Origin of the sequence: Wolbachia endosymbiont of Leptopilina clavipes, from assembly GCF_006334525.1 — a bacterium.
Lineage (GTDB): Bacteria > Pseudomonadota > Alphaproteobacteria > Rickettsiales > Anaplasmataceae > Wolbachia.
Map to the genome: position 1 here is coordinate 1 of NZ_QJHA01000013.1, position 12,787 is coordinate 12,787.

Sequence of the window (12,787 nt, forward strand, 5' to 3'; positions counted from 1 at the left end):
CTAAGTATCCTGGATGCTCTGTTTCAATTTCTCCATGGGCCTCTTTTTCTTCCTTAGCCTTTTCTAGAGCTGTTATCTGTTCTTCTGTTAAAATGATACCATCCTGAGCTACTTTTGCTTCTAATGCCTTTAACCTCTTTTTAAAATTTTCAAGATCGTTTCTTTGCCACACTGATCTTATTCCACTTGCAGAGATGAGAATTCCTCTCTTTTTCAGTTCGTTTGCTGCTCTTTCTTGTCCGTATGCTGGAAACTCTATTGCTATTTCAACTACTGCTTTTTCTATATCCTCCGACACTCTATTTGCATACAATGGCTTGCTTTTGCTTATCTCGTGTAAAGCCTCTTCTCCTCCTGTTTCATACAGTTCTTTGAAGCGGTAAATGTATCCCTTGAATATCCCATTACTTTACACGCCTGTGATACATTTCCTAATTGCTTTGCAAGTTCTAGCAATCCCAACTTTGGTTTTAGTATTTTTTCTTGTGTTGTATTCATATCTGACACTCCTTTAAAACTTGTCTATATTTTTATCTTACTTTGTTTGCTTGTCAGATCAAGTCTAGACTATTACAATTTATTAGACTACTCTATGCATAACAAACTTTGGAAATGGGCTGTCTATAGACACCATGACAAAAGAAGGTGTTGGGTTAAAAGAAAATACTTTAAAAAGTATGGTAACGACAATTGGAGATATATGGTAAATAACAAGTTATATCTTATTAGACATAGGGATCATGCTATTAAACGACATATCAAAGTAAATGGAAATAGATCTCCGTATGATGGAGATTGGCCATATTGGGGAAATCGTTTAAGTAAATTACCAGATCACGAGTAATAAAATTACTGAAGTTACAGCAAGGTAAATGTAATTATTGTTATCTTTGGTTTAGGTTTAACACATGTACATCATCAAGATTGCAATAATAACATGAAAAATCTATCCTTGCTTCATAAGCACTGCCACGATCAATTACATGGAAGTATGTATACCAAATTAGAGAGAAGCCGGATGATGGGAAGTCCGGTTTTGAAGTCGAGTGGGGAGAGGTGACTTTCTCCACTTAGATAACTCACTAGCTGGTTTTGAGTTCTGGAAATGGTTATTTTATCTAAATTTTTAGTAGAATGTATTGCTAGGCCAAAGAGATATATAACTCTTTAGTCAAAAACTTAAATAAAATAGCCTGAAGATAAAATATTAAAAGACACATAAAAACTACTTGCATTGCCAATTGTATTGATTAGCATATAACAAAATTTAGGTTTTTATATAAAATAGAGAGGGATTTTATGCAAGATATAAAGACTAACCCACAAGCAACTAGTTCAGATAGGGAAGAAAAATCTTTTCAGTTTAAAAATAGAATAAGACGTCAATATAATCCTGATGATACTAACATTGCTAAATTGTTTCTGGCGATACGTGAGCATAGAACGGATAATCCTCAGCTAAATAAGATTAGTGAAATTGAAGGGTTACTTACTCAAGTACAAAATATTAATGATATTGATCTCAATGATGGTGGTAATACACCACTACATGTTGCTGTAAGCAAAAATCATCAAGACATTGTTGAACTTCTTTTGAATGTGTCTGGTATAGACCCAAATATTAAAAATAATCAAGGTAAAACTCCACTAGATATTGCTAAGCAACAAAATAAGGGAGAGATTATTAGGACTCTAGAAGAACATTTAAAAAAATCTTCTGATCAAGTAGAAAGACTTTCTGCACAGGAGAAGGAAGTGCATGAAAAGCTAAGAAAGTTTGTTGAAGATTTTGTTTTTATTTATGAACGCTCTTTATCAGAGTACTATGAGAGACTAGAAAATCAAAGAGGAAAGCAAGGTAAATGGGCTGAGTTTGCTAATAAAATAATGGATATAGGAAAAAGTGGAACAGAAGGAACAGAAGACATAAAAATAAAGGCCTTTTCTCTTATTGGAATTAAAGTTCTTCAAGAAGCAATATTCAGCATTGGTAGTAGTTATAATAGAGCAGAGCTGGCTTTGTTGCATAGCGAGTAGAGATGGGAGAAAAAAAGGGAGAAAATCTAAAGAAAGTGGTTACTCTATTAAGAAATGAACATTTTGTAGAGTATATGCCACAGAAGATGAAAGTCAGTAGTCATAAAGAGTATAATCAATTTTTAGAAAAAAGAGGAAATGTCTTTCATTTTATCGATGAAGCTATAGAAAACTGGTACGAAAGTTCAGAAAAAATTCCTGGAGATTTATAGCGATAAGGTTGTTATTGCAGTACATATAGTTGTTAATCTATTTAGAATAGGCTTAAGGCAAGCAGTTGGATTTATAAAAGGATATTTACAAAGTATAGTGAAGAATCTCCAAGTATTCACAAGCTTCTCGTCAAACTTAATTTGAAATTATGTGACCACAGAACAGATAAAAATGACATAGAGAATATTGAAATTGCTATAGATAGTACTGTAATCCATATTTATAGTAACAGTACTCAACATAACAAAGATAACGCCAAGATAAGGAAGTATAATGGTACAGATCAAATAAGAAAGCTACATGTTGCTTTGGACGAAAACAGCAAAAAGGCAATAGCAATTCGATATACTAATTTTCTTTCACATGATAGCATCTAAAATACTAAAGGAAATGGGTGATATCTATAAGATTAAGTCTCTGCGTGCAGATGGAGCTTATGATACAGATAATTTATATAAGTTGTGCAATCAATACAATTTGAAACCCATCATAAAGCCAAGAAAAAATCTGCAGCAATATAGATTATCTATCAGAAAGAAACAACAACATTAGTATAAGGAAAACTTACAATTTAACCCACTGGAAAAAGAAGACAAGGTATGAAATACGTTCACGTATCGAGAGTTTTTTCCTGAGGCTCAAAAAAACATTTGGATTTAGTTTTAAGAATAAATCTGAGGTAAATCGCTCTCAAGAGGTGCTTTTAAAATGCTATTTGATTAATAACTTTACTGATATAGGTATGCCTATTTTCAAATTTGCCTCGTAAATTCCTTTCATTACTCCTCCTCATTCCTTGCCATTCAACAAAGCCACCCATCTTGAAAACTTCAGAAAAACTTACTTGTCGCTTTTAACCTGCTTAAATTTCCAAAACCAATCTATTTGGATCTTCTATGTAATTTTTGATTTTCACAAGGAAAGTAACTGCTCCTTTGCCATCAACTATTCTGTGATCGTAAGAGAGGGCAATGTACATCATAGGTCTGATTTCAATTGAGTTACTCACAGCAACTGGCCTGTTTTGTATAGTATGCATTCCAAGTATTCCAGATTGCGGAGGGTTTATTATCGGAGTAGAAAGAAGTGAACCGTATACGCCACCGTTTGAGATAGTAAATGTTGCACCTTCCATTTCCGATACTTGCAGCTTACCTTCTCGTGCTTTTTTGCCAAGGGCAACTAAAGTTAGTTCAATTTCAGCAAATGACATTTGATCAGCATCACGAATAACTGGTACAACAAGACCTTTGTCAGTGCCAACAGCAACACCTATGTCATAGTAATTTTTATATACAATTTCATCACCTGAAATCTCAGCGTTAATCTCACGAATTTCTTTTAGTGCTTGCACTGCTGCCTTTATAAAAAACGACATGAAACCCAGTTTTATTCCATATTTCTTTTCAAAAGTTTCTTTATACTTTGCCCTCAGATCCATGACGTTTTTCATGTCAATTTCATTGAACGTGGTCAGTATTGCAGCAGTATTTTGCGATGCTTTCAAACGAGCAGCTATTACTTGCCTTATTTTGCTCATTTTCACTCGCTCTTCTCTTCTCTCTCCACTTACTACACTTTTTGGCGATTCATATTGTTTTACCGGAGGTTGTTCAGCTTTACTCATATGGTCTATCACATCCGCTTTAGTTATTCTGCCTCCCATGCCAGTTCCTTTTACATTTTCTGCACTAATTGCATTTTCTTCCATAATTTTACGAGCTGAAGGGGCATCTTTTTTATCAGCGCTTTCGCCTTTATCTTCTTTTTTCACTTCTTCTTTTACTTCTCCTACAGCAAGTTTTGCCAGTAATTGATCAGGGCTAATTACATCATCTTCTTTCACAAAAAATTCAGTTATTCGTCCTGAAGCTTCTGCAGTTAGTTCTAGCGCCGTTTTATCAGTTTCAATTTCAAAGATCAAGTCATCTACTTTTACTGCTTCGCCGATATTTTTCTTTATTTTTACTATACCTTCCGTAACCGATTCACCACCAAGAGTTTTTGGCGCTCTGATTTCTATAATTTTGCTCATAAAATAACTTCTACATAAAACTTTCTATAAATTTATACATGAAAAGAAACATAAATAAACTAATAAATTCATTAGGCCTTTTATCATAATGCTTGATTATTTCCTCCTAATACATGCAAAATTAAAATACTAAGTAAATTGAAATAAGATTATGGATTTTGATAAGGCAGGCAATGCAGAAGACTTATATAACGAAAAACTTCAACTGATATGTAAGACTTATAACAGAGAATTACTATCAAATCAAAGAGTTGTTGATGGCATCAATTCAATGGATTACAGTAAGCTTAAAATCTTATGCAAGTATCATAATAAGTTTAGTCATAAAGGTATTGAAGAAGTACTATTAGATGAGAGCATTGTTAATCACATCAACGATTATGATGATGAAATGTTTAGGTCCATGCTAAATGATGCACCTGCGGAGCACAATATTCTAGAAATACTAAAAGGTGGGAAGGTTTGCAATATCAACAATGAATTCGAAAGTAGTGATAGTGAGGAGAATGAAGAAGATTATGGATATTATGATTACGAGGAAGATGAAAAAAATGATCCGAATAACTTCGCTAAAGAAGCACTAGGAAATAAAGGAATTAATGAAAAACATGTTGATGATGTTCAGTTTTGCAACGATGCAGATGTGGGAATACCACTAGAAAATCAAAATGCTATTAGGAATATCCGTTTTATTCAATGGATGATAGTTGAGAGTGATGGTAAGCTTAGTGAGCAAAATGTTACAGAATTACTAAAAGATTCGAGTTCTATTGATCGAATTAACTCTCTTGATGATCAAAAGCTTCAACTTATACTCAAGAGTGATAAGTTTAGTGGTGAAAATATTATAGAGTTATTAGGAAATCAAAGAGTTGTTGAATACCTCTATTTTATTGATTATGAAAAATTTGAACTCATTCATAATAGTGATAAGTTTAATAGTAGCAAGTATGCTAGTAGCAGTCACAAGGTTATAAGGTTGCTAGAAAATCAAGAGCTTGTTAAGCACATCAATTTTATTGATTATGAAAAACTTCAATTCATACTTTGTAATGATAAGTTTCTTCTTAGCGATATTATAATACTACTAAAAAATCAGGAGGTTGTTGAGAATATCATTTCTTTTAACATTGAAAAATTTCGACTCATATTTTATAGTGATAAGCTTAACTGTGTAGATACAATAGAATTACTAGAAAATCAGAAAATTGTTGATTGCATCGATTCGATTGCTCTTAAGAAATTAGAACTCATATTTAATAATGGGAATTTTAGTTTTGAAAATATTATAAAAACACTAAAAGATCAAAAAATTGTCGATTGCATCAATTCAATTGCTCCTGAGAAATTAGAACTCATATTTAATAAGTTTAGTTCTCAAGATATTATAAAAGTACTAGAAGATCAAGATGTTGTTAAGGGCATCAATTCTGTTACCACTAAAGAGCTAAAAGCAATAACAGATAATGTTACTGGTAAGGTATTTGTCAATATATTTAAAAATTTTAAACCTAGCGTAAAGTCGACTTTGAGGCTTGCTATACTCCTGCGTAAAGCTGGTAAAATTACAGATATTAATATCGATTATTTGAACAACAAGGAACGTATTTACGAAGATATAATTAAATATGTTCCCCAAGAGCTGAGAATATATACTCAATATCCTTTCCCAGGGATTTTCTTAGGCGGTAAAGATCTTCCTCAAGAGCAGGACATAAATATAAATTCACTTGTACCATTCCTTACATTTGAAAGATATATTGAATGCAAAGAACCTGTGTCAAAATTATATAATTTATCTTTAGAGCGGGTTATTGAGAATATCAATCCACATAAAAGAGCTAGGTATTTCTAATAACACCAAATTCATTTATTTATAATAATTTTACTATATCGTAAAACCATCTATATCAGACTATTTTTACTATATTTTCTTGGTAAAATCACTGGCAGCTGACACCGAGGTTGAGAAAATTTTTGTAATATAGACTATCAATGATTTTTCAGTAATAATATAGTTTTAGGTGGATATAGTGAACGTTTCATACAGAGATATAGACATTAAGCTAATTAGAACAGGTTGAATTCAAATGTTGAATCTAGAATCTCTGCCAAAACATCTAGCAATTATTATGGATGGTAATGGTAGGTGGGCAAACAATCAAGGAAGGGTAAAAATTGATGGCTATAGAAAAGGCAGTGAGGTTGCATTTGATATTGCTAAGCATTGCACAGTCCTGGCCATACCTTACTTAACTTTGTATGCATTTTCCATGGAAAATTGGCTCAGATCTGAAAACGAAACAGACTACCTATTTAATTTATTTTACTACACTTTAACTAATGAAGATAAAATGAAATTCATTTACAATTGTAACATTAAGTTAAATTTTATTGGCAATTTAAGTCTATTGCCCAGTAAAATATTCGATCAAATCAAAAAAGCAGAAGAAGTGACACATAAGAACGATGGTCTATTACTCACTGTTGCAGTTAGTTATGGGGCAAAGCAGGAAATTATACATGCTATCAACAACGTCATAAAAGGAAATATTGATTGCGTATTGGAAGAGGAATTTGAAAAATTTCTGTATACTAAAGATTTGCCAAAATTGGATTTATTAATTCGCACTGGTGGCGAAAAAAGGTTAAGCAATTTTTTATTATGGCAAGCAGCTTATGCTGAATTGTATTTTTGTGATACTTTGTGGCCCGATTTTTCTTGTCAAGATTTGACCAAAGCACTAGAAGATTATACAAAAAGAGAAAAAAAATATGGTAGATAATAACTTTATGGTTAGAATATTGTCCTCAATAGTAATATTACTCATATTTTCTTTTGCTACATATTTCAGTGATTTATCATTTTATCTACTAATTTTTTCAATTGCAGTTTTATCTTCTTTTGAATGGTATAATCTAACTCAGGGCAATAGAATCTTATACATTTTCGCATTACTATTAATCGCACTACCAAATGCCTCGCTAATATGCCTATATAATCTACCACAGGGAAAATATGCATTAGTATGGCTTATATTAACTATTTGGAGCATTGATATTGCTGCCTATTTTTTCGGCAAAAATTTTGGTAAAACTAGAATTTGTCCAATCATTAGCCCTGGGAAAACTTGGTTAGGACTTTTTGGTGCAGTCTTAGCTGGAATAGTGTGTACAATTTTTGGCTCAATATTTTTGAGTTTATTTCCAATTTTTTATTCTCCAATAATTGGTTTGATAGTTGCTATTCTAGCCCAACTTGGAGATTTCACTGAGTCACTCATCAAAAGAGTTTACAATGTTAAAGATAGTGGAGGTATTATACCAGGCCATGGAGGAGTACTCGACCGTATGGATAGTTTCATTTTTACTGCCCCTCTCATTGCTATTTACATAAGCTAAAAAATGAAGTACTATTAACCTTTGGTTCTTTCCTTCTTGCTTATTACTTTCACCTCAACAGATTGAAATTCTTCGGCACTCACTATTTCATCCATTGACTTATTACAATAAGGACAATACATTTCTCCTTCTTTGTGTAAGTATACTATTGGATGACCAGAACCATCATCATTCTCATCACCACGGCAGCAAACTATTACATTATTATCCCTCACTTTTAACATGTCTCTCCTTTAGCTTACAATATTTTACACATCTAACATACTCGTTTGGAAATAAAAAAGACAACAAATACTTATTCTCCATTTTCTACCCTATTTAGATTAATCAATTCACTTTGGACACTTTTTGACACAAAGTTGCTAACATCTCCTCCTAATCTCGCTATTTCCTTTACAAAACTTGATGAGATAAATTGAGTATCCTCAGATGCAGGAAGAAATATAGTTTCGATTTCAGGAAAGAGCTTATAATTTACCCAACTCATTTGAAACTCGTAATCAAAATCCGATACTGCTCTCAGTCCTCTAATAATAACAGAAGCATTTTGCTCTTTGGCAAACTTCACTAGCAACCCATTAAAGGATATAATATCTGCATCAATTCCTGCTCCTTTCACTTCATTTTTAGCCATGCTTGTGCGCAGTCTTATGTCAAAATTAGTATGTTTATTAACATTCTCTGCAACACCAATTATCAACTTATCGACTAGCTTACATGCTCTTTTTATTATGTCAAGGTGCCCAAAAGTTATGGGGTCAAATGTACCAGGATAAATTCCTATTTTGTTACTAATGTTCATTCTTTGTTTCTATACTTCAAAAACTTTTGATGGACATGATAACGTTTTTTATCTAAAAATGAAAGTACGTAGTTGGCCTGATAGCTCAGTTGGTAGAGCAAAGGACTGAAAATCCTTGTGTCGCTGGTTCGATTCCTGCTCAGGCCACATTCTTTTTCTTAATGTTCTATAATATATTATAATATTAATATAATTATTTAGGAAATAATGTATAAATGTTACAATAGAATATTTAATATACTATTAATTACATTTATACTATTAAGTAATATCGCTTATAGTGAAAAAGTAAACAAAGAATTATCTGCTTTGACAGTGGAAAATGCAGTAAATTATAATATAATTGTTGGTTTATTGCAAACAGATGAATCTCAAAATATCTATGAGATATTCAATAATTTTGGGGTTAAAACTATATTCATTGACTACGACAAAATAATTAATCTAAAAGAAATCCAAGAAGAGTTCGCAAAACAAGATGAAATATTGGCAAAAAAGCTGATACTAGATCGAATAAAAGTTGAAGTTGCAAAATTTATCAAAGAGCAAAAGATAAACAGAATATTTATTTCAGATAACTTTCATTCAGCTCTTAACCCTTACCGCCAGCTTGTGAATGAAGCAATTGTAAAAATAGTAGATGACAATCCTACAATTCATTTGCTTGCCATATGCGGTGGTTTACAAGACATTATGCATGCAAAAGAAATTGAAATAACAAATGTTGTTAATGATGAGAAGAATCATTTAAAATCATCATCCTATCCACAAAAAGAGAATATATCTCTTCAGCAGATAAAAATTGTTCCAGGTAGTCGTTTGGAAAAAGTGGTAGCTAGATTTTTACTACCTAATCAAAATGGCTGGTTTTCAACTTATTTTCCGAATGCTCATTCAGGTACAGTAAGTAATACTACAGAGAATAGAAGAAGGCTAGAGCTACTTGGATATAAAATTGCAGCATTTGCCAATGATGGGGTAATAGAAGCTATCGAAGATAAGCATGGTAATATTTACTTTCAAAGTCATCTAGAAGCCCTTGTTGTCAAATCAGATAAAAACTCTCGTTTGTCAAGCCAAAAGGTACGTCAGGTTTCAACACTAGTTGCTATGGCGATTATAAATGATTTTCTTCATCGCGTTTAATGCTAAAATAAGGAAAATCATTTAATGTCATGCCAGTACCCTTTTTCTTGTCATTCCAGTGCGTGACGCTGGAATTCAGTTTTTCATTTCATCAAATTTAGCATAAGCTCAAGTTTGCTTATAAATTTTTCTGGATGCCAGTGTCTGGGCACTGGCATGACATTATGGAATTTGGGCTCCAGTGTCAACTACTCTAATGACACCTGATTATGATGAAAGAAATCTAATGATTTATATAAACCCCATAGCATGTCGAACGAAGCTTTTTTTAAGAAAATCTGAATTTTCAACTACCATTAAACCAAGATTGCTCAGAACTTTAACGCAAAGTATTCTGTTGGAAAATATTCTATTTAGTCCATCAGTTGCAAGTGCCATAGTAAAATTATCAAAGTATCTATCACGTGAAATTTTCTTCAATAGATAATTACTGCCAACATCAATGCCAGAGGATTTTGCAGCAGTTATTTGTCTAATAACACTCTCTACATCTCTCATTCCAAGGTTAAGTCCTTGACCTGCAACTGGATGGATTGAATGTGCTGCATCGCCAATAAGCAAAATTCTGCTTTTATGAAGCTTTCTCGCAAAAGTAAAACTCAAAGGGTAAGATTTTCTTTCACCCTCTAATTCAATTTCTCCCAAATAAGAACCAAATCTTTTTTTGAGTTCTATGATAAACTCCTCTTCAGATAAGCTCATCAGCATTTTTGAAATTTCGCATTTGTCTGTCCAAACTATTGAAGAAGTATAGCCACCTTTCATTGGCAAAATTGCAAATGGACCACCAGGAAAAAACCGCTCTACAGCTAAGTTTTGGTGATGTAGTTCATGTTTTACATTAAATACCATGCTATTTTGTTTATAATCAAATTTTATTATTGTTATAGAAAACAACTCTGGCAGCTTAGAGTTTTTACCTTCAGCGCAGATAAATAGCGATGATATCAATTTTTGATCATTATCAAGAGTAACTTCCACGTATCCTTCGTCACAAGCGATTGTTTTATAGAAACGTGGAGAATACATATTGAGTTTATGCAAAAAATTATTATTAATTGCATTCCATATAATAGCGCTCTTGATTACATAACCCATTGGCTCTTCACCAACCATTTTATGGTCATAATGCACAGTAAATGGGCTATCTCCATCTAATATGCATATATCAAGTATTGGTTCAGCTTCATCTTCTAAGAACTGCCAAATCCCTAATTTTTCTAGTATTTTTTTTGACCCTTGAGAAATGGCAAATGCTCGATTATCATCAACTGCACGTGGTAAACTATTTTTCTCAATTACGGCTACAGATACAGAGTCATTACTCAGGCCAATAGCAGTAATAAGACCAATTAGCCCACCACCTGAAATGATTACATCGTAATTCATTTTATTTACCTAAAATTACATTTTATTCGTTTTGAAAATAGTTTAAACAAACTTCGTAGATGCTGGACTTCTTATCACTACCTTAGTATACCTCAGATTAGTAATAAAGTATTAATTATTTTATGCTAAAATAGGTTTAATTTTATTAAAGGAAACAGCTTATGACTACAGATTGCAAAGAAGAATTATCAAATTGCACTTCTAGGTACAGAGAAGAAATTGTAAACAACAAAAAAGCAATTGAACAAATCATAACTGGCAATAATAAAATCAATATAAGCGATTACTTTTATCGGGGTGATAAAATCTGTAACGAAGAAATATTTAATGCAGGAAGCGAGTGTTATGGTACAAAATATGGTGGGAAACAAAAATATACATATGATGAGTGGAAGTCAAAAATTGAAAAATCTAACGCTAACGAGTTGTTAAAAGACAAAAATTTGCAAGAAACGTTAAAAAGCAAAGATTCGCAAGAAGAGTTAAAAGGCAAAATATTAAAGAGTCTTGAGGATTATAAACAGTATCATGAAAAGTATCATGAAGAGTATTATAAAAATGCTACTGAAGCTATAAAAAAAGAATTAGACATAGATTCGAAATTAAAGGCAATATTAAAACAAAAGCAAAAACCAGAATCAGAAACTGATGAAACTCGAGCATATTATGACGTTATACGAGGTTTATATGAAAATGGAGACATGCGCTCTCAACTAAAGTGCAATGATCTTGATTGTTTCAATAGAACAATAGAAGATAATCTATCTCAAAAACAATCCGAGCTAGCTGCTATAAAGGATGACTTTTTGGATAATACGCAAAATATTTTTCAACATATTCAAGTTGAAGATAGTATTTTTTAGAGAAAATAGGGAGTGTTAAATAAACTGTGTCAAATCGCATTTTTAGTTCAACTCGATTTTTAACCTACCTAGGAAAAAAGATATCAAGTTGAGAGATAGTTAAAGCCCAATCATGTATAGGCATAGTCCATTTCTCTCCTGCCTTCTTTATAGCACAATATACCTGTTTATACAAGGCATTTGTGCTAGTAAATGAGCCCTTGGTTTTAGTAAATTTTCTGATCTGTCTATGTAGTCCCTCAATAGGATTTGTGGTATAAATTAACTTTCTTACAGGGCCAGAATATTTTAAATAACTAGACAAATTTTCCCAATTATTCTCCCAAAACTAAAGTATATTTTTCTCCACATTTTTCCTCTAGCTCAAGCAAATAATTTTCGGCTATTTCTCTACTTGATATGTTTTTTTCAAATCATTCATGAAAACTTTTGCTCGATACATATTTCAGTGAATTTCTTATCTGATTACTATACATTTCTGCTTTAGGAAATACGCTATTTATAGCTGTAGGAAAGCTTTTTAACACAAGCTATCAGAATATCATCTACTCCTCTCTCCTTTAGGTCATTTAGTACTCCCAACCAGAACTTCACTTTCAGCCAAATAAAAACCCAAAACTTCTTTTCTGCCATTTTGCTAATATGTTATACATACATTTGCTTACACAATGCCCGTCCTCCTTGACCTTAAAAAACCATGAACACTATTGGATATACAGATTGCAGCGGACGACTGCGCCATTCGTTGATTACCGGTAACAATTTGTCAGTAATACTTGATATCTCTGCTGCAGATATTTTATATTTCTTCTACATGCGATGCTATATCCCATGCCACTGGCATATGTACTTAAAACCTTTGCTTCAAGTTCGGTTGTTTGCCTTTTTCTGACTACTTGT

At 32.4% G+C, this 12,787-nt stretch carries 11 protein-coding genes, 1 tRNA gene and 3 pseudogenes; 9 read left to right on the forward strand and 6 right to left on the reverse strand.

From position 1 onward, the window contains the following. Positions 1 to 498 (reverse strand): annotated as a pseudogene (locus OUY_RS01215) (helix-turn-helix domain-containing protein); the annotation flags it as partial. Positions 499 to 700: 202 nt separating this feature from the next. Here OUY_RS01215 and OUY_RS05905 point away from each other — a divergent pair. The 3 genes and pseudogenes from OUY_RS05905 (at position 701) to OUY_RS06845 (ending at position 3,019) form a co-directional block, all read left to right on the forward strand. Further along, complete coding sequence (locus OUY_RS05905; protein WP_167481343.1) at positions 701 to 844, forward strand: hypothetical protein; 144 nt, start codon at positions 701 to 703, stop codon at positions 842 to 844. Between the two features lie 455 nt (positions 845 to 1,299). Continuing rightward, a complete protein-coding gene (locus tag OUY_RS01220; protein ID WP_246038566.1) occupies positions 1,300 to 2,037 on the forward strand; it encodes an ankyrin repeat domain-containing protein in 738 nt (245 codons plus the stop codon). A gap of 74 nt (positions 2,038 to 2,111) precedes the next feature. Then, positions 2,112 to 3,019, forward strand: a pseudogene (locus OUY_RS06845) (IS5 family transposase). 93 nt (positions 3,020 to 3,112) lie between these two features. On the opposite strand, the gene odhB reads toward OUY_RS06845, so the two are convergent. After that, positions 3,113 to 4,285 carry a 2-oxoglutarate dehydrogenase complex dihydrolipoyllysine-residue succinyltransferase gene (gene odhB / locus OUY_RS01245; protein ID WP_139686481.1) on the reverse strand — a complete coding sequence of 391 codons (1,173 nt, stop codon included), beginning with the start codon at positions 4,283 to 4,285 and terminating at the stop codon, positions 3,113 to 3,115. Positions 4,286 to 4,436: 151 nt separating this feature from the next. Between odhB and OUY_RS01250 the strand changes: the two genes are divergently transcribed. The 3 genes from OUY_RS01250 to OUY_RS01260 all read left to right on the forward strand — a co-directional run bounded on the left by OUY_RS01250 (position 4,437) and on the right by OUY_RS01260 (position 7,687). After that, entirely contained in the window at positions 4,437 to 6,140 is a 1,704-nt protein-coding gene (locus OUY_RS01250; RefSeq protein WP_246038569.1) for a hypothetical protein, read from the forward strand. A gap of 235 nt (positions 6,141 to 6,375) precedes the next feature. Beyond that, positions 6,376 to 7,071: a polyprenyl diphosphate synthase gene (gene uppS, locus OUY_RS01255; RefSeq protein ID WP_007302838.1), complete on the forward strand. Its 696-nt coding sequence runs from the start codon at positions 6,376 to 6,378 to the stop codon at positions 7,069 to 7,071. Further along, a complete protein-coding gene (locus OUY_RS01260) occupies positions 7,061 to 7,687 on the forward strand; it encodes a phosphatidate cytidylyltransferase (protein WP_007302837.1) in 627 nt (208 codons plus the stop codon). The genes uppS and OUY_RS01260 overlap by 11 nt, the downstream gene beginning before the upstream one ends. 14 nt (positions 7,688 to 7,701) lie before the next feature. Here OUY_RS01260 and OUY_RS01265 read toward each other — a convergent pair whose 3' ends face one another. Both OUY_RS01265 and coaD read right to left on the reverse strand, forming a co-directional pair. Next, positions 7,702 to 7,911, reverse strand: a complete 210-nt coding sequence (locus tag OUY_RS01265) for a zinc-finger domain-containing protein (protein ID WP_007302836.1) — start codon at positions 7,909 to 7,911, stop codon at positions 7,702 to 7,704. A 71-nt stretch (positions 7,912 to 7,982) separates the two neighbouring features. Further along, a complete protein-coding gene (gene coaD, locus OUY_RS01270) occupies positions 7,983 to 8,489 on the reverse strand; it encodes a pantetheine-phosphate adenylyltransferase (RefSeq protein ID WP_007302835.1) in 507 nt (168 codons plus the stop codon). 74 nt (positions 8,490 to 8,563) lie between these two features. Here coaD and OUY_RS01275 point away from each other — a divergent pair. Both OUY_RS01275 and OUY_RS01280 read left to right on the forward strand, forming a co-directional pair. Then, a tRNA-Phe gene (locus tag OUY_RS01275) sits at positions 8,564 to 8,636 on the forward strand. A 60-nt stretch (positions 8,637 to 8,696) separates the two neighbouring features. Then, entirely contained in the window at positions 8,697 to 9,635 is a 939-nt protein-coding gene (locus OUY_RS01280) for a gamma-glutamyl-gamma-aminobutyrate hydrolase family protein (RefSeq protein ID WP_139686482.1), read from the forward strand. Between the two features lie 231 nt (positions 9,636 to 9,866). Here the strand turns inward: OUY_RS01280 and ubiH are convergent, their stop codons facing one another. Continuing rightward, complete coding sequence (gene ubiH / locus OUY_RS01285) at positions 9,867 to 11,024, reverse strand: 2-octaprenyl-6-methoxyphenyl hydroxylase (RefSeq protein WP_139686483.1); 1,158 nt, start codon at positions 11,022 to 11,024, stop codon at positions 9,867 to 9,869. A gap of 161 nt (positions 11,025 to 11,185) precedes the next feature. Here ubiH and OUY_RS01290 point away from each other — a divergent pair, with 161 nt between their 5' ends. After that, positions 11,186 to 11,887, forward strand: coding sequence for a hypothetical protein (locus OUY_RS01290; RefSeq protein ID WP_139686484.1), 702 nt, complete (start codon positions 11,186 to 11,188; stop codon positions 11,885 to 11,887). A 42-nt stretch (positions 11,888 to 11,929) separates the two neighbouring features. Here OUY_RS01290 and OUY_RS01295 read toward each other — a convergent pair. Then, positions 11,930 to 12,787 (reverse strand): annotated as a pseudogene (locus OUY_RS01295) (IS256 family transposase); the annotation flags it as partial.